This is a genomic window from Granulicatella sp. 20925_1_45, from assembly GCF_041433555.1.
Classification (GTDB): Bacteria; Bacillota; Bacilli; order Lactobacillales; family Aerococcaceae; genus Granulicatella.
This window is the reverse complement of sequence record NZ_JAPWBR010000027.1, coordinates 1-18,631: the sequence shown is the minus strand read 5'-3', so window position 1 is coordinate 18,631 and position 18,631 is coordinate 1. Positions and strand designations below refer to the sequence as shown.

The 18,631-nt window shown below is 41.1% G+C and carries 16 protein-coding genes; 1 reads left to right on the top strand and 15 read right to left on the bottom strand.

What is annotated here, in order from left to right:
• Positions 1 to 173: 173 nt before the first annotated feature.
• The 15 genes from O3798_RS08150 to pth all read right to left on the bottom strand — a co-directional run bounded on the left by O3798_RS08150 (position 174) and on the right by pth (position 17,425).
• Complete coding sequence (locus O3798_RS08150; protein ID WP_371464231.1) at positions 174 to 1,139, bottom strand: hypothetical protein; 966 nt, start codon at positions 1,137 to 1,139, stop codon at positions 174 to 176.
• Between the two features lie 27 nt (positions 1,140 to 1,166).
• The gene (locus O3798_RS08145) at positions 1,167 to 2,144 is read right to left on the bottom strand and encodes a hypothetical protein (protein WP_371464229.1); all 978 of its coding nucleotides are present in this window, start codon (positions 2,142 to 2,144) and stop codon (positions 1,167 to 1,169) included.
• Positions 2,145 to 2,200: 56 nt separating this feature from the next.
• A complete protein-coding gene (locus O3798_RS08140) occupies positions 2,201 to 3,169 on the bottom strand; it encodes a hypothetical protein (RefSeq protein ID WP_371464228.1) in 969 nt (322 codons plus the stop codon).
• Between the two features lie 9 nt (positions 3,170 to 3,178).
• Positions 3,179 to 3,772, bottom strand: a complete 594-nt coding sequence (locus O3798_RS08135) for a hypothetical protein (protein ID WP_371464226.1) — start codon at positions 3,770 to 3,772, stop codon at positions 3,179 to 3,181.
• Positions 3,773 to 3,904: 132 nt separating this feature from the next.
• Positions 3,905 to 4,807 carry an Hsp33 family molecular chaperone HslO gene (hslO, locus tag O3798_RS08130; protein ID WP_371464224.1) on the bottom strand — a complete coding sequence of 301 codons (903 nt, stop codon included), beginning with the start codon at positions 4,805 to 4,807 and terminating at the stop codon, positions 3,905 to 3,907.
• 63 nt (positions 4,808 to 4,870) lie between these two features.
• Complete coding sequence (gene ftsH, locus O3798_RS08125; protein WP_371464223.1) at positions 4,871 to 6,976, bottom strand: ATP-dependent zinc metalloprotease FtsH; 2,106 nt, start codon at positions 6,974 to 6,976, stop codon at positions 4,871 to 4,873.
• A 100-nt stretch (positions 6,977 to 7,076) separates the two neighbouring features.
• Positions 7,077 to 7,619: a hypoxanthine phosphoribosyltransferase gene (hpt, locus tag O3798_RS08120; RefSeq protein ID WP_048711725.1), complete on the bottom strand. Its 543-nt coding sequence runs from the start codon at positions 7,617 to 7,619 to the stop codon at positions 7,077 to 7,079.
• On the bottom strand, positions 7,606 to 8,979 hold the full coding sequence (tilS, locus tag O3798_RS08115) for a tRNA lysidine(34) synthetase TilS (RefSeq protein ID WP_371464222.1): 1,374 nt from the start codon (positions 8,977 to 8,979) through the stop codon (positions 7,606 to 7,608). Before tilS ends, hpt begins: the two co-directional genes overlap by 14 nt.
• Before the next feature lie 63 nt (positions 8,980 to 9,042).
• Complete coding sequence (locus tag O3798_RS08110) at positions 9,043 to 9,534, bottom strand: S1 domain-containing RNA-binding protein (protein ID WP_048711730.1); 492 nt, start codon at positions 9,532 to 9,534, stop codon at positions 9,043 to 9,045.
• Between the two features lie 68 nt (positions 9,535 to 9,602).
• On the bottom strand, positions 9,603 to 10,049 hold the full coding sequence (locus O3798_RS08105; RefSeq protein ID WP_371464220.1) for a septum formation initiator family protein: 447 nt from the start codon (positions 10,047 to 10,049) through the stop codon (positions 9,603 to 9,605).
• Positions 10,050 to 10,539: 490 nt separating this feature from the next.
• Positions 10,540 to 11,247 (bottom strand): MgtC/SapB family protein, encoded by a 708-nt coding sequence (locus O3798_RS08100; RefSeq protein WP_371464218.1) that lies wholly within the window; start codon positions 11,245 to 11,247, stop codon positions 10,540 to 10,542.
• Positions 11,248 to 11,389: 142 nt separating this feature from the next.
• Positions 11,390 to 11,665: an RNA-binding S4 domain-containing protein gene (locus O3798_RS08095; protein ID WP_048782159.1), complete on the bottom strand. Its 276-nt coding sequence runs from the start codon at positions 11,663 to 11,665 to the stop codon at positions 11,390 to 11,392.
• Positions 11,652 to 13,271, bottom strand: a complete 1,620-nt coding sequence (locus tag O3798_RS08090) for an oligosaccharide flippase family protein (protein WP_371464217.1) — start codon at positions 13,269 to 13,271, stop codon at positions 11,652 to 11,654. Before O3798_RS08090 ends, O3798_RS08095 begins: the two co-directional genes overlap by 14 nt.
• A complete protein-coding gene (gene mfd / locus O3798_RS08085) occupies positions 13,255 to 16,794 on the bottom strand; it encodes a transcription-repair coupling factor (RefSeq protein WP_371464216.1) in 3,540 nt (1,179 codons plus the stop codon). The genes O3798_RS08090 and mfd overlap by 17 nt, the downstream gene beginning before the upstream one ends.
• A 70-nt stretch (positions 16,795 to 16,864) precedes the next feature.
• Entirely contained in the window at positions 16,865 to 17,425 is a 561-nt protein-coding gene (gene pth / locus O3798_RS08080; RefSeq protein ID WP_048709783.1) for an aminoacyl-tRNA hydrolase, read from the bottom strand.
• A 200-nt stretch (positions 17,426 to 17,625) separates the two neighbouring features.
• Between pth and O3798_RS08075 the strand changes: the two genes are divergently transcribed.
• Positions 17,626 to 18,600: an L-lactate dehydrogenase gene (locus O3798_RS08075; RefSeq protein WP_371464215.1), complete on the top strand. Its 975-nt coding sequence runs from the start codon at positions 17,626 to 17,628 to the stop codon at positions 18,598 to 18,600.
• The last annotated feature ends 31 nt before the right edge of the window (positions 18,601 to 18,631 follow it).

The window sequence follows — 18,631 nt, the reverse complement described above, 5'->3', positions numbered from 1 at the left end:
TGTAGTTTGCAGACCACATACGAATTATAACTAAGGAGGCTTGTTTTTTCATTATCACTCCGCTAAAGCTTTTTGGACCCCCGGACAATCCGGGGGTTTTAATTAGACCAAGAAAAACAGCCTACAAATAAATTGTAGACTGTTATGTGTACCATAAAAAATATTTTATTTTTTTAAAATTGAATATAAACATTATATGAGCAAACTTCTCTCAAATAATGAACTAAATCAATAATATTGTCCTTTAAATCGCCAAGAGGAACTTCTTCTACTTGCTTACGGCCTCCATTGAAGAACGTAAATCGATATTTCCCGCCCCATTTTGATTTTTGGCGAAGAACGGATGCGCTAACGGCTTTTTCTAAGTCCACTACCCTAAACTCAGTTCCATAAGAAACTAAAATTCCGTCTTTGACAAGTACACCAAGTTTTTCATCCAAATACTCCGCATCATCCAATAAACGTTTCATATCGTCTTTGTAGTCAGGGAACAACTCATCAAAACGACCATAATGTTGTTTGATGCGACGAACGCGAACGATTTGCCACACCAATACAATGACAAAGAACACAACGACTACGATGAACATCACGATATCGACAAACCTTGCCGCACTATCCGTAATGGTTAAAAAATGCTTTGTGTCCAATTTATCGAGAGGCGCCTGCACCGAAAGTGGGCTAAGTTTGAATTTCTTTTCAAAGGCTTCCTTCATTTCTTGCGTAATATGTGTTTTAACGCTGGTTCTTCCTGTTTTCTTCTTCTCAGGAACTACACGTATATTCAAGTAGAAGTCTGATGAGGCGAGTGCGTTCGTTTTCTCAGAAAGCGCCTCTTTAAACTCTAGAATTTGTTTAATTTCAGAAGCATCTGTTCTTAGAAACGATACTCCATAATTGTGTTTCACTAAATAATAAGTTTCATCGTCTATCTCAAGAGGCTTTGGGTCGATATCTAACACCTTAATCGAAGTGGACGATGAATCATTTTCCATTTTATAAATGATTTCATGTTCGTATAATTCACGTCCGCTCATAAATCCAAATGACACTACAAATCCCACCACCACCACTGTTAATCCTAACAGGGCGGTGAGAATCCACATCCCCCATGTTCTTCTAAATATCCCTTTATGCAAAAATATTCCACCTTCAATTTCTATTTCTTATCCTAGGAGTCTAAAATCCAATTTCAATCCTAAGTTGTATTCTTCGTTTAAATATTCCACAAGCTCTTTGAGACGTAATAATTGTCTTCTAAAGAGAATCGAATCGTATTTCTTATTTGCATATTCAAAACGTAAATGAACCTTCATGCCGCCTTTTCGTCTGTTTTCAAAAACTAAGTAAGCCTTGCTGACTTCTGATAAGTCGATGACCGTAAAGTTAATGTCGTAGCTTACAAGAATGCCTTCCATCACAAGAATCTTGAGTTTCGGATCCACATATTCTGCATCATCCAGCAACTGCTTCATATTGTTCGCATACTCAGGGAAGTACGCATCAAATCGAGCATACTGCGCCTTCAAGCGACGCGTTTGATAAATTTGGAACCCGATGAGCCCAAGAACGATGGCAAGCATGACAAACGTGAATGCCGAATCTCCCCATTGATCTTCAGAAGTGGTCAACTTCAAGATTCTGGATTCATCGATTTTCGTCTTAGTATTTTCTGAATACAGCGGGCTCTCTTTATATTTCTTGTAAAAGGCTTCTTTCATCTCCGGTGTTACATTCACCTTGACGTTAGAGCCTTTCCCTTTTCTTTGTTCTGGCGTTACACGCACACTCAAATAAAGATTATCGCCTGCAAGTGCATTTTCACCGTTTCCGGCAGCCTTCTTGGCTTCTAAGACATTATTCAATTCATCTGATTTTGCCTCAAAGACCGCAACGCCTCTTTCGTGTTTCACTAAATAATAGTTGTGTCCATTTAAAACGAGTGGTTCTGGATCGATATCCATTACCTTAATCGCTACTGACGAACCTTTATCGTTGACATAGTAAACCTCATTAGCTTTGTATAAGTCTTCCGCGCTCTGGAATGATTTGAATCCCGCACGTGCAATAATCACCATCACTACAGCCATTATCGCTACTACAACCCATATTGGTCCTGTTCTTCTTCCATACCCTTTATGCATTTTGAACCCTGCTTTCTATTGAATTTTTGACTCATCTCAATTAAACCGCATACCTATTACCATTGAAACGGCAGCGATATTTTGGTTCCTTCTTTTTCATTTAAATACTCCACTAATTGGCGAACGTTTTCTGGACGATTCTTCAATTGAATGGTTACATTCTTATTCCCGCCAAATGCAAAATCAATGGCATAGGTAACACTGCTTTTTGTCTTTTGGCGGCGAACATCAACATTTCGTACTTCTTTCAGTTTAATCACTCTAAAATCCTTATTATAGCAAACGAACTTGTGATCCTTCACCAGTACTTTTAGCTTAGGATCATTAAAATCCGCATCCATTAGTAAAGCCTTCATATTTTGAGTGTATCGTGGAAACTCTTTATCAAATGCCTCGTATTCTTTCTTCAATGTACGCACTCGTCTATACGCACTGTAGAAGGAGACTAACGCTAATAGAAATACAAAAAGTGTAACTCCCGTCTCCAACAATCGATTTATAAATGATGTCAAAGTTAAATAATGAAGGAAGTCCAGCGGTACAGCGTCTTCTGTCGGTAAGAGAGTCCCCTTCCGATATTGTCTTGTAAAGGCTTCTATCAATACTGCCGGTATATGGACAGTCTTACTCCCTCTACGCCCCTTTGTTACTTCTGGCGTTACTCGAACATTTAAATAAATATTCTCTTGCTTTAAATGCTCCCAGTCATTTGGATTCGCTTTTTTCAAATCCAACAACTGTTTAATGTCTTTGGCTTGCGCTTGAAGTGGCGTAACCCCTTTTTCATGCTTTATTAAGTAATATTCTTTTCCATCGTAAGTGAGGGCCTCTGAATCTATATCCAACACACGAATCGCAACGGAAGTGCCAGCATCATTCAAATGATAAATGTCTCCGGCCTTATAGAGCGACTCTCCTCCCATGTATCCTTTTACGGTTCCAGAGAAAAAGAAAACCCCTATCAGAACCCAAATGAGAGCGGAACCCCAGAGAAAGATTGTTCTTCTCACATACCCTTTATGCACCTTAATTTCCTACTTTCTATTGCTATTTTTCCAATCGTCCCTAATCTTAACTGGGACGAAGTAATTCACTTTTCGAACGAGACGATAGCCGTCTTCTAATGACTTCCCATACGTATTTGGAATAAAGGAACGTCTTTTTTTCTTAAACATGAACTTAATTCCATAATACACACGGCGTCCTGTACGCGTACGATACAGATGAATTTCTTTGAGTTCTTTTAGCGGAATCACTGTAAAATGGCTTCCGTAAAAGATCAGCACTTCTTTTACAATCATCGCTTCAAATTTTTCATCGACATAGTCTGCTTTTTCTTTAAAGTCTTTTTGTTCCCATTCATTATTCGGGAAGAGTGCATCTAATTTCTTGAATGCGAAATAATATTTCACCGATAATCCGACGACTTGCCCTAGCAGAAGGAGCACGATAACAACCATTACTAGCTGCACTATGAGAATTGGGTGACTCCAAACGTCGACATCTCGGTAAAAATTAAATTGTTCAAATGTTTTAAAATCAAGCATTAGAGCGATTTCCAAGAGAGCGATACTCCCTGCAAATAACATTAAAATGCCTTTCATTCGAGCAAAAATTCGTTTAAACATCTATATACCTCGTTCGTATTATGTATGTATTATACTAAGTTTTTCTTTATTTGTATAGCTTTAACGGCTGAAAATACAAAAAGAGTGAGAAGAAATGGAAGCACCTCTTCTCACTCTCTTAAACCTTAATGATTATACGTCTGCCTCTTCGCGTTTAGCATTAATTTCATCAATTAAGCCTTGTAATTCTGCTTCATCGAAATGATATTTCTCACCGCAGAAATGACACACAACTTCTGCGCCATGGTCTTCGTCAATCAAGTGTTGTAAATCATCCACCCCAATCGACATCAACCCTGCGCTGAAACGTTCACGCGTACATCCACAATGGAATTTCACAGGCATTTCTTCTAACTCACGAATGTTTTCTTCGCCGAGTAGTCGATTTAAAATATCGCGTGGTGATTCTTGTTGGTCAATTAATTTTGAAACCATTGGAATCTCGCTAATACGACGTTCGATTTCTGAAATTGTCGCTTCGCTCGCACCTGGTAATAGCTGAATCATGAACCCGCCTGCTGCACGAACCGTTTCATCTGGATTCACAAGAACTGATACCCCAACAGCTCCATTGATTTGTTCAGAGACTGCTAAGTAATACGTAAAGTCCATTCCGAGTTCTCCGTCCACGATTGGCACTTGACCAGAGAATGGTTCTCTCATATTTAAGTCTTTGATGACGGTAATCGTCCCGTTTGTACCAACGACACCACGGACATCTAATTTTCCTTTGTCGTTTAACTCAAGGCTCACATGAGGGTTTGTGATATAACCACGCATTTCCCCACGACCATTCGCATCGGCCATGATTTTTCCACCAGGGCCATCCCCGTTCACTTGAACCGTGATGCGTTCGTCGCCTTTTAAGCTACTTGCTAATAATTGTGTTCCGATGATGGTACGTCCCATCGCTGCTGTTGCAGAACTCCAAGTGTCGTGTCTGCGTTGCGCCTCTGCAATTGCGTCTGTGGCAACCATGGCAACGGCTTTGACCTCATCATTGAACGCTAATACTTTTAATAATGAATCTGCCATTTGTCTCTCCTTTTTTAAAGGAAAAGAGCTGTGACAACAGCCTCAGCTCTCCTACCCTTTGTGTTATTCGTTTTCTGATGGCCCTTCAAGATCGCTAGGAGCAGCCGTCACATCTGCAACTTCCACTTCTTCGTCCTCTTCTGGAACCTCTTTGCCTTCAGCTTGTTCCGCATCGCGTTTCGCTAAGGCTTTTTTCGTTTCTTCAAAACTTGCCGCTTCTGTTTCGCTTGGATATTCATCTTCAGCGACTGGAGCTGGCATTTCACCTGTTTCGAAAAGTGATTTAATTGTACGTTCATCTAATGTTTCTAATTCTAGAAGTTTTTGAGCAATTAATTCTAATTGATCTTTATGTTCTTCAAGAATTTGAAGTGCTTTTTCATGCGCTTCTTTCATAATACGACGAACTGCATTGTCGATTTCAAAGGCCACTTGATCTGAGTAACCTTTTGTTTGACCATAGTCACGTCCGATAAATACTTGATGATTTCCTTCGTATTGAACAGTTCCTAATTCGTCCACCATTCCGTACTCTGTAATCATGCTACGAACGATACCTGTTGCTTGTTCAAAGTCGTTACTTGCTCCTGTTGTCTTCACACCAAAGATAAATTCTTCAGCAGCACGACCACCAAGAAGTCCAACTACTTGTTCGAACAATTCTTCTTTTGTCATTAAGAAACGATCTTCTTTTGGAAGCATGATTGCATATCCGCCAGCGCGTCCACGAGGGACAATCGTTACTTTATGAACCACACGCGCATCGCTTAAGACCATACCAACGATTGTATGCCCTGCTTCGTGGTAAGCCACCATTTCGCGTTCTTTCTTGCTGATTGCACGGTCTCTCTTAGCCGGACCAGCAATTACACGGTCATGTGCTTCATCCACGTCTAATGCGTCGATAGCATTTTTATCACGACGAGCCGCTACTAAAGCTGCTTCGTTTAATAAGTTTTCAAGCTCTGCCCCAGAGAATCCTGGAGTTTGTTGCGCGATTACTTTTAAGTCCACGTCTTTTGCAAGTTTCTTATTGCGTGCGTGTACTTTCAGAATCGCTTCACGGCCTTTCACGTCTGGACGACCTACTAAGATTTGACGGTCAAAACGTCCTGGACGAAGTAAGGCTGGGTCTAATACGTCTGAACGGTTTGTTGCGGCAATCACGATGATTCCCTCAGTTCCTTCGAACCCGTCCATTTCAACTAGTAACTGGTTTAATGTTTGTTCACGTTCGTCGTGTCCGCCACCCATTCCGGCACCACGTTGACGACCAACGGCATCGATTTCATCGATAAAGATAATTGCTGGAGCATTTTTCTTCGCGTTTTCGAATAAGTCACGAACACGGCTTGCCCCAACCCCTACGAACATTTCTACGAATTCAGAACCTGAAATCGAGAAGAATGGTACGTTTGCTTCACCGGCAACGGCTTTGGCAAGAAGGGTTTTACCTGTCCCTGGAGGGCCCTCAAGAAGTACCCCTGCAGGAATACGAGCACCAAGCGCTGTAAATTTACGTGGGTCTTTTAAGAATTCCACTACTTCTACAAGCTCTTGTTTTTCTTCTTCGGCACCTGCTACATCAGAGAAGCGTACTTTCACGTTTTGTTTCTTCTGATTTGTCGCACGACTCTTACCGAAGTTCATTGGATTGTTACGTCCACCTTGACCACCTTGGCTCATAAACATTGTATAAAGTAAGAACCCTAATACCCCAAGTGGTAAAACGACTTGTAATAAAACGGAAATCCATACGCCTGTTGAACTTTCTGGTAAAGTTTCAACTTTTGTATTTTTTGATTGAGCCGCTTCATTGATTTCTTTAATCGTTGAGTCGTTTGGTAAGACTGTTGTTCTGAAGTTTGTACTCTTTGTAGTACGGTTATCAAAAATAGATAATCCATTTTGATTTTTAGCTTCTTGGGTCGTTTGCTCTTTCGGATTTGTATATTCCCCAGTAATAGTATATACAGAATTCGAATATTGCATCTTGAGATCTTTAATTTCGCCACTTTTCAGACTTTGCATAAATTCTGTGTATGAAATATCTGCTGTAGAACCTTTTTGATCCCCATTAAACATTCCAACGAAAATGACAATAGCACCGAAAATCAAGATATATAGTAAGCTAGATCTGAATATTGATCGATTGTTATTATTATTCATTTTACCTCCCCATCTTCTTATAAAAGAAAAACGATAGTATTTTCACTACCGTTCCATCATAACATATTTGACTTTTATTGACGAATAGTTTAACTCTTTCTTAATCTTCATAGAACTCAGGTTTTAAAACACCGATACATGGTAAGTTACGGTAGAATTGTTTGAAGTCTAATCCGTATCCTACAACGAATTTATTTGGTACTTGAACACCAACATAATCCGCTTCGATGGCTTCTTCGCGACGTTCTGGTTTATCTAATAAAGTCACCACTTTTACACTTGCTGCTTGGCGGTGTTTTAATAATTCAACCACGTGTTTTAAAGTACGGCCTGTATCGATAATATCTTCAACGATAATCACGTGACGATCTTTAACGCTTTGACCTAAGTCTTTTAAGATACGTACTTCGCCGCTTGATTCGAATTCATTTCCATAACTAGATACATCCATGAAATCAATTTCTAAGTTGCAGTCCATTGCGCGGACTAAATCTGCCATAAAGAAAATAGCACCCTTAAGAATACAAATGACTAACGGATCTTTACCGCGGTAATCTTCCGCTAACGTAGCACCTAATTTCTTGATTGTTTCTTGTAACTGTTCTTCTGATACTAAAATTTCTGACATATCATTTTTTAACATGTGTGCACCTCATTTTGTTTTCGTAAGATAGAATCATTTTACCAGTTTCCTCTTCAAAGAACAACGGTTGAGCATAGCGATAGCCCAAAATTGCGCGAATTTTTTTCGAGGCGTCTTCCAACACCCAAATTTCCTTGCGTTCTTCGAGTGGAATCTTGGAATTGATAAACCATCTTGAGAGTTTTTGATGTTTGGTTTCACTGGCATCTAGTGCAATCTTGTCTCCTGGTTTTGCATGACGAATCGTGAGTGGGAAGTCCTTTGGATAGACAGGAATAGTAAACTCGGAAGCCGTCTTTCCTGTAGTGAGCAAGATTTGCTCATCTTCATTTGGACGAATTAATGTATCTTCCGGTTTTTCCAATATATATTCGATATTTGGAACGACTTTTTGACGTCCCTTTTCAAACGAACATTCCTCGTAACGTTTCTTGAACTTCCAGCCATTTGGGAGGTCCAGCGTGAGTTGTGCCTTGTCGGAACCTACTTTTTCTAAGATTTGCTCCATTTGCACTACCGAAATCGTCGTATCCATTTGCATGAGCACTTGTTGTAAGAGCAATCGTTGCATTTCGATTGGCTCTTTGAGGAAGGCTTCGCGGTGGAATGTGACTTTCTTCTTTCCTCTTTGGAAGAGCTGTTCTTGTTTTTCTTCTAGGATTGGCATCAAGCACGCCACAGCATCCGCAATCATTTGCGCACTCTTTTGGAAGTGGCTTCCGGCATTTGGATTTTCCTCTTTTAAAAACGGAATGACATGATGACGATATCTGTTTCTTGTATAGTCATCGGATTCATTCGATTCATCTTCTAAATAGGGAATGTCATATTTCTTAGCCTCTTGATAGAGTTCTTTTTTCTCATAAGATAAGAACGGGCGTAAAATGTCCAACTCTTTTACGAAACGTTTTTCCTTCATTCCAGAAAGACCTTCCAGCGTACTTCCACGCGACCATTTCATCAAAACAGTCTCCATTTGGTCATCTTGGTGATGCGCCAATACTAAATAGTCCGCCTCATGCTTTTTCGTCACTGCGCGGAAGAAATCATATCTAAAATCACGTAAGGATTTTTCAGAAGCTGTTACGCCCTCTGCTTCTTGCCAATGCTTTGTCTCGATTGGAATTTGATGCAGCTTGCAAAAACGATGAACGAGTTGCTCCTCATCCACGGCTTGCGCTCTTAGTCCATAGTTCACATGGGCCACTACGAGTCGATCTTTTGCATCGTCTCCAAATATAGTGATCATTGCATTCAAAAGAACCATCGAATCGACGCCACCGGATACGGCAAGCACATATTTTTTCTCAGTATAGTTTTCTACATTTCTTCTAAAAAACGCTGTTAGTTGATGTTGCATTGGCCTCTCCTTTCTGTCAAAAAAATCTCCTCCAGTTTTCACCAGAAGAGATTGATGGTTTCATTATGAACGGCGACCGCCACGGCCCCCACGTTTCCCTTCAGTGTTACGTTTCAATGAAGTTAAACGGTCTTCAGAGTCTTTCAAGAAGGAACTCATTAGAGAATCGAAATCTGTTGCTTTTGCTTGCGAAGGAGATTTCTTTTCGTATGGAGCTGAAGTTCTGCTAGCAGAGCGATTTTTCTTAAAGTCTTGAGAATCATTACGTGGTGTAAAAGGTTTCTTTGCACGTGGTTTGTCCGCTGAATCTTCTTTTGGTTTATCAACGGCACGACGAATTGAAAGGCTAATTTTGCCATCATCCGCAATCGTCATGACTTTCACTTTAACCTCGTCTCCAACTTTTAAAACTTCTTTGATATCTTGAATGTATGAATCAGACACCTCGCTAATGTGAACAAGACCTGTCTTACGATCTCCTAAATCCACAAAAACTCCAAAATTTGTAATTCCAGTAACTTTACCAGGGATTACGTTTCCTACTTCGATTGACATATAAAAAGCGTTCCTCCTTCATTATTCCCTTTTCGATACACGCTTGACGTATCAAAAAGATTCATTGCCTAACGGTTTTGAGTCGTCACCTTAACAACAGTTTCCCCTTGTTCGACTTCTTCTTTTGCTTGTTGCGCTTTATGCTCTGCAGTGTCATTTGGCGTGCTGAAGATGATTTCTCCAGTTTTGCTTAAATAATATTCACTACGTGCAAGTTTTGCGATATATTCGTCGCTTTGAAGAAGTTCCACTTGCTGTGTTAACGATTCTTTTTGCTTTTCAGCAACTTCTTTTTCAGCCTTTGCTTGTTCAATTTTTTGGTCTAATTGACTTGCTTGGCTAAATTGGTTCCCAATCCCGACAATCATTGATCCCGAAATGGCAATCACACCGACTAAAATCAGTTTAGTCATTAGTGAGTGACTCTTGAAAACGGGAGTAGAAGGTTTTTTCTGATTTAACTTGTTGTTCATTGAAATTACATTCGAATTTCTTTGTTGTGTTTCTTTCGTCACCTTAATTGTCTCCTTTTTTACTTATACAAACTGAGTATAACAAGAATGACGCTCATCGTCCATGGTTACACTAAGATTTTTTATAAATTTTTGTAAACTTATTTTGAACTCCCTTTTTTGTCAAAAATTAAACCCGTCGAAAAAATCTAAAGGCAAAAAATGATTCCGCAAAGACTAACGGATTCTATAATAACAGTAATGTGTTACGCATCGAATGTGAGGGAGAAAGACAGAAATGCTCTAAATATATTTATGTATTTAGAGTATTTCGTTTTCTTTCCCCCACAAAGTTGAATAGGAATGAGCTAGCTGGCTACAGCGAAGCTCATTCCATTCAACCACTGTGCTTACGCGGAGTAGGGCTTGTACCTTACTCCGCGTTTGAAGCTTCGAAGGTGAGAGACATAAGGCTCGAACCGGTGCAACATTACAGTTATTATGAAGACATCCGTTAGGATAAGCGGAATCATTTGTTGTATATCTTTATTTTTTAGTTAACATCTTCGGTACGGAGTTTCACGCGTTTAATGACCACTTGATTCTCCGTTTCGCGAATGTAGTTTTTTAAGTTTTCGATAATGATTTCTTCGTCATTATGAATGCGAATCACGAGCTCATATTTCTCACCATCGAGTTCGCGCGCTTCGACTTGAATCGATTGATAGTCTTCGAAGTGGCAGTAATTATAAATCGACTGCACAATTGTTGGGTCTGGAATTTCACAGTAAATATTTACTTGACGTTGTTTCCCTTGCAAGATTGGTTGATAAGCCAATTTTTGGACGATGACAATAATCGCGGCGCAAAGGGAACCGAAGAACCAGAATCCTCCGCCAATCGCAAGTCCAATCCCGGCTGTGGCCCAAATCCCTGAAGCGGTGGTCAGTCCACTCACGCGTTTTTCACGCATGAAGATGATCCCCCCACCGATAAAGCTGATACCGCTGACTACTTGAGCAGCCACACGCGCTGTATCGTAATGCGGTGTATCAAGGAAGGCTTCTTTTGAAATAATCATCATTAAGCAAGAAGTGAGCGCCACAATCATGTGCGTCTTAACCCCTGCTTGTTTATTTCTGGAGGTACGTTCGTAACCGATGGCGAGTCCACAAATACATGAAATTAGAATCGCCAAAAAGTGACGTAATTCCATCATTGCATTAAATGGTTGAAAAAAATTAATTGCATTTAAATCCACGGTTTCCCCTCCTTATTTCTTTTAAAAAAGTACTATTAATATTACTCTTTTTTTATTTTTTTGTCAACAGAAAACGCATTCAAAAGGAATCGGTTTCTAAATAGAAAAAGAATACGACAAACTTGCCGTATTCTCCCATTCATTATAATTCTAAAGGCTCTTCTTTAATCAGCTTCTCTTCAAGAATCGTAAACATTTCCTTAGCGTCTTCTTTTCTCGTTGAGTCCATCAATGCTTCAACTTGGACTAAGACATGTTTGTTGCCGAATTGAATAGCGATTTTATCTCCGACTTTCACGTCTGTTGAAGATTTCGCTACTTTATCATTAATAAATACACGTCCCTTGTCGGCTACTTCTTTCGCAACCGTACGGCGTTTAATTAATCGTGATACTTTTAAAAACTTATCGAGTCTCATCGTTTTCCTCTTTTCTACCAAATTTTCTAAGTAAGGTCTTTCCTTTTGGAATTAGAACCCATTCTCGTTTCGTAAATAAATTCCATTTCATCGTTCCTGCCAGGAAAATCACCACTCCTATAAAGGCGAAGACGATTGAAAAGACAAAGGCCATCGTTCTGGAATCCTGCAACCCTGCAAAATGCCATGCTCCGTATGATAATACCGAAACAATGACCGTCATGCCAAGTGCAATGCCCGCAAGTAACTGCATAAAATTCCCGTCACGTAAGACACTGATCATAATCTCTTTTGCAAAAGACATCATCACAACCATCATCACACAAAGCCCTAGTGTTGTCGCAAGGCTAGCGCCGAGCGTTCCAAACATTGCCACGAATAAGTAGTTCGTACCAGATTTCACTGCGAGCCCTGCTGTGAGTGCAAGCAGCGTTTTTGGATATTGATGCTGACTTTGGAAAATGCCGTGCAGCGACATAATCACAGATGCAAAGAAAACACTAGTGACATAGACAAGGAGCACTACCTGTCCATTGGCATCTCCAAAGAGTGCAGTATTTAACCACGGCAAGATGGCAATCATCCCCATCGTTGCAACTACCGAGAAGGTAATCGTCATTCGAAGAAGTGACGTTGACAGTCTCTTAAATTCCAAGTCATGCCCTTTCTTAAAGGCACGTGATAACATCGGCATATAGCTTGATGAAAATCCGACTCCGACAACCATTCCTAATTGAACAAGCGGCTGCCCTCTATCGTAAATCCCCTTGAGGTCTTTTGCGACTTCCGGAAGCATTCCTTGAGTAGTTAACACATTATACACAGAGAATGAATCTACCAATTGGAATAAGACTAAAATCGAACTAAGGAGACAAATAGTTCCTCCTTCAAAGGCAAAGCGTTTAAAGAGATGTCCAAATGTCGGCACTTCCATTTCTACTGGCGTAATCGTCAAGCCGTCGAGCGGATCTTTCGTTTCTTTCAATACATAATACAGCATCACAAGAATCGCAAACACGGCCGCAATCGTCGCACTCGACATCGCCCATGTGCCCATCGTGTAGTAATCTGAAATCGCGCTGCCAAATAGACTCGCCACGAAGAGAATCACCGCAACACGAACGACCTGCTCCACCACTTGTGAGATAGCAGTCGGCATCATCCGGAAGCTTCCTTGGAAATAACCCCTTGTGATGACCAGAAACGGCATCAATAGAAACATCCACGATACGCTTTGGACAACTGGCAAGAGTTCAACGTCTCCCATCCAGCGGGCAATCATTCCCGCACCCAAATGGAGGAAGGCAAAAATCCCCACTCCAATAAGGCTCGCAATCACGAATAACTGCTTCAATAATTTCTTTAAATGTGTCGACTCCAAGTATTCTGCGACTACATTGGACACGAATACCGGGAATCCCGTTAACGCAAAGGTCATGCCGATTCCATAAATAGGATACACCTGCTGATATACATAGAAACCGGTGTTGCCCACCATATTTTGGAAAGGAACTCGGTACACCGCGCTTAAAATCTTAGCAATAAACGCGGCAATCGAGAGCGCAATCGCCCCTTGCATCATCCCTTTACTATTTATCTTCTTCATGTTTTTCCTCATCGCGGGCTAAAATTTCCCCGCATGTTTTTACAAACAGTTTAACTTGCTCGAGCCATAAGTCAACAGGCTTTTGCGTGATATTTAATAAAATCTGAAGACTTTCGCCCTTGTTAGCTACTTGCGCTGGTAATTTCACCGGACCAAGCGCCTCAAAGACGGGCACCCCTTGCAGGCGAGTCGCACTTGGCGGCGCAATCGTAATTGTCACCGAATTGTCTTTACGTTTAATCGATACGACGTCAATCTCGTTGGCATAATGCTTAATGAGTCCAATCTCTGCTAATGCACTGACTTCATCTGGGAAGTCACCGAAGCGGTCAATAAAGTCATCGAGCAATTCTTCATAAGCTTCCACGCTATCAATCGAGCGAATGCGTTTATACATCTCGATTTTTTGACGTTCGTCTTGAATATAGCTTGCTGGAATATAGGCATCAATTTGCAAGTCGATTTCGACGGTTTCTTCGTCCGACTTCACTTCTTTCCCTTGTTTCTTCAACACGGCTTCACTTAATAATTGAGAATATAAATCGAATCCGACCGAATCGATAAATCCGTGCTGTTGTTTTCCAAGCAAATTCCCTGCCCCACGAATCGATAAATCACGCATAGCAATCTTGAATCCAGACCCAAGTTCTGTAAAGTCGCGCATCGCTTGCAGACGCTTCTCGCTGACTTCGGTTAAGACTTTATCGGGTTGATACATGAGGTACGCATAGGCAATACGGTTTGTACGCCCAACACGTCCACGCAATTGATACAACTGCGAAAGCCCCATATGATCCGCATTTTCAATAAAGAGAGTGTTCACGTTTGGAATGTCCACACCAGTTTCGATAATCGTGGTCGTCACTAAGACATCATATTCCCCTTCGATAAATTGGTAGAGAATATTCTCTAGCGTCGTCTCACTCATTTGACCATGAATCACACCGACACGACATCCTGGGACAAGAGCTCTCAGTTCATCGGCCTTCTTCTCAATCGTCTCCACACGATTATATAAATAGAAGACTTGTCCGCCACGAGCCATTTCACGTTCGATGCCGTCACGAATCGTCATCGGGTTTTGTTCCATTACGAAAGTTTGAACCGGATAACGGTTTGCTGGTGGTGTCTCGATAACGGATAAATCACGCACTCCAAGCATGGACATATGCAACGTTCTTGGAATTGGTGTTGCCGTTAGCGTCAATACATCCACTTGCGATTTCAATTGTTTCAAACGTTCCTTATGCTTCACTCCAAAGCGTTGTTCTTCGTCGACAATGAGGAGTCCTAAGTCTAAAAACTGTACGTCTTTTGAAAGCAGACGGTGCGTTCCGATGACGATATCGACTGCACCCTTACGAAGCTTCTCAATCGTTTCTTCTTGTTCTTTTTTACTGCGGAAACGACTTAATAATCCGATGGTAAATGGATAATCCGAGAAGCGTTGTACGAAATTTTCGTAATGTTGCTCGGCAAGAATCGTTGTTGGTACCAAAACGGCCGCTTGTTTTCCATCCATGACCGCCTTAAAGACCGCACGCATGGCTACTTCCGTCTTCCCGTATCCAACATCTCCGACAAGCAGACGGTCCATCGGTTTATCCTTTTGCATGTCTTCCTTAATTTCCGCCACACTTCGCAATTGGTCTTGCGTCTCCGTGTACGGAAAGGCCTGTTCGAATTCTTGTTGTTCCACCGTATCGCGGCTAAACGCATATCCTTTCTCGGCGTCACGTTTGGCATAGAGTTCGATGAGTTCATCAGCGATATCCTCAATCTTGGCCGTTACTTTGCGTTTCGTCTTCGCCCATTCCGTACCGCCCAATTTATTGAGTTTTGGAACTTTTGCATCCGACGACACATATTTTTGAACGAGCTTAATTTGAGAAACCGGAACGAATAGATTTCCGCCATCTTGGTAGTGAATCGACATGTAGTCTTGGTGGATACCACCAATTTCGAGCGTCTCCATCCCTTGGTACACACCGACCCCGTGATTCACGTGAACCACATAGTCTCCAACGGCTAACTCAGTGTAGCTCTTCAAACGTTCCGCGTTCGAGATTTTTTGATTTCGTGGTGCACGTTTCGTGAGTTTATTGAATAATTCGCGTTCCGTTAAAACGGCAAATTTATCTTCCGGCAGCTCAAATCCATTATGCATCTTGCCGACCATGATTTGAAGTTGCCCTTCTAGCACGGCCCCGTTTGAAATCACACTCTTAATGTCAAAATCCGCAAAGGTTTGTTCGACCTTTTGAGCGCGTTTAGCATCATCGACTAAGACGATAACTGTTGCGCCTTGTTTCTTCCAGCGGTCTGCTTCGACTTTCACCATCGGCATTTGCGAGAAGAACTGTGTCATCGTGCGCGTCGTAATTGGATGAATCGCATCGAGTGCGAGTCTTCCAAACCCTTTTTGAAAAATGGCTAAATACGTTCTCGAGAGCGGACTTTCTTTTAATACTTTTCGTCCATCTTGAACAAGCGACAATCCAGAAGCAATCGCACCCGTTTCGATATGGTGCGTCTTCCAATAGCATGCCTCTTCTTCTAAGGTTTTGCTTTTTTCGATAAAACGAGCGTAGTCATCAATAATGAGGTACGCATCTTTAGAAACGTAATCTAATAAGCTAGTCTTCTCTGGATAAATACATTCCAAGAAGTACGTTAAGTTCGAGGGGATTTCCCCATTTTCTAATTGTGCATCGATAGCTTGTTGAATATTTTTAACTTGATCTTTTCGTTCTTCACTTTGAGCCGCCTTCACATCCTTTTCATAGAGCGCATGAATCTTGGTTTGTGCCTTCCATACTGCTTCCTTTTGAAGCGGCAAGTCTGTGGCTGGTAAGATGCGCACCTCTTGAATCACATCCATCGAGCGTTGTGTCTCCGCATTAAACGCGCGAATCGAATCCACTTCAGTATCAAAGAAATCCAGACGTAGTGGATACTCTTGGTCTAATGGGTAAATATCAACGATACTTCCACGAAGGGCAAATTCACCAGGAGTCGCCACCATATTTTCACGACGATATCCTAATTCCACTAACTGCTCTACAAAGGCGTCCATCGATTCGATTTCAGACCCCATTGCGAGTTCAATCGAGCTCTTCTTCCATACCGCTGCTGGCACTAAGAGCTTTTGAATCCCAGAGAGCGGTACGATGACGATACCCTTTTGCCCACGACTTAAGAAATCAAGCGTGCGAATGCGTTGGCTCACCACATCCGGCGACACTACTGAGAAATCCGCCGCAAGCGACTCTTCTACCGGGAAAAGGTGTACAACCTCATCGTCATACCACTCCGATAACTCTTCGTAGGTTTGCGTTGCTTGTAAGAGCGTTGGCGTCACAATCACTAATTGCTTGTCTAATTTCTCAAATGCGCATGACTCGGCCAAATGCTTTACAGATCCACTGAGACCTAGCACGAGTTGACTCTCATGTAAATCAAGAGTATCGAACCACTCTTTAAATCCTTTCAGTTTACTAATGGTTTGGTGCAATAATTGCATAATATTCTCCTTTTTCCAACGACAAAAAGAGACCGCAAAAAAATTTGCAGCATCTCTTTCCCTCTATTTGTTAATTAAATTGATTCATTGTTTTAACGAAATCGCTCGTTTCAATCCACGAACGAATCGCATCGACACTCTTTTGCACAGCAAAAATAATGTCCTCTTCTTCCTCTTTTTCAAAGCGGTTGAGTACATGTCCTACGACCGTACGTCCATCTTTTGGACGCCCAACCCCCACTTTTATACGGTTAAACTCGCTCGTACCGAGGCACGAAATAATACTCTTAATTCCGTTATGTCCTCCGGCGCTGCCTTTTTGACGAAGACGAATCTTTCCAACCGGCAGATCCATATCATCATAAACGACAAGCAAGTCTTCAATTCCAATTTTAAAATAATTCATCAGCGGACGAATCGCTTCCCCCGATAAGTTCATAAATGTCAATGGCTTCATGAAGATGACTTTTTCGCCACCGATTTGTACCTGCGCAAATACTGCATCAAAGAGTGCCTTATCAAAATCAAACTTCTCTTGATAGGCCACTTCATCCATTGTCATGAATCCGACATTATGTCTTGTCCCTTTATACTTTGCTCCAGGATTCCCTAGACCAACGACTAATTTCATACTTTCACCTATTCTTTTTTCTTCTATTGTGCTATTATACCATACCCCTACACCGTCCCGTTATTAATTCACTTTTTCACGAAATTGTGTTTTTTATGTATTATTTGTCATAAAAAAGGCCTTCTGAAAATCAATTTTCGAAAAATCGTGCTATACTTATTTATGGATATTCCATCACTAATTTTTTAGGAGGTATGAATATGGAAAAATCTCAAAAACATGGTAATAAAGTAATTTTAGTCGGTGACGGTGCCGTTGGTTCTAGTTATGCATACGCACTTGTATTACAAGGGATTGCTGAAGAACTAGGAATTATCGACATCAATTTCGAGAAAACAGAAGGCGATGCGTTAGACTTATCACATGCCTTAGCTTTCAATGCCCCTAAAAAGATTTATGCAGCGAAATACGAAGACTGCCACGACGCAGATATCGTATGTATCACAGCAGGCGCTCCTCAAAAACCAGGAGAAACTCGCTTGGACTTAGTTTCTAAAAACTTAAAAATCTTAAAAAACATCGTAGACTCTATTATGGCGAGCGGATTCAACGGAATCTTCCTAATGGCGACTAACCCAGTAGATATCTTAACTTACGCAACTTGGAAATTCTCAGGACTTCCAAAAGAACGCGTTATCGGATCTGGTACTTCTTTAGATAGTGCTCGTTTCCGTCAAACAATCGCTGAATTAGTCGGCGTTGACGCTCGTAACGTTCACGGATATATCATGGGTGAACACGGGGATACTGAATTCCCCGTTTGGTCACATACAAACGTCGGCGGTTTACAAATTTATGAATGGGTTCGTCAAAATCCACACGTAGATGAAGAAAAATTAGTCGAAGTATTCTTCCAAGTACGTGACGCGGCTTATGAAATTATCGCTAAAAAAGGTGCGACTTACTACGGTATCGGCGCTACTCTAGCACGTATTACAAAAGCTATCTTAAATAACGAACAAGCCATCTTCCCATTATCGGTATATCTTGAAGGTCAATACGGACAAAACGATATTTATATCGGAGCTCCAGCCGTTATTGGACGTGAAGGAATTCGTCAAATCATCGAAATTCCTCTTGCAGACTCTGAACAAGAAAAAATGAACTTATCTGCAAAAACATTGAAATCTATCTTACACGATGCTTTCGAAAAATTAGAAGCAGAAAATAACTAATGAAATCACAAAAACACCGGACCAAGAAAAT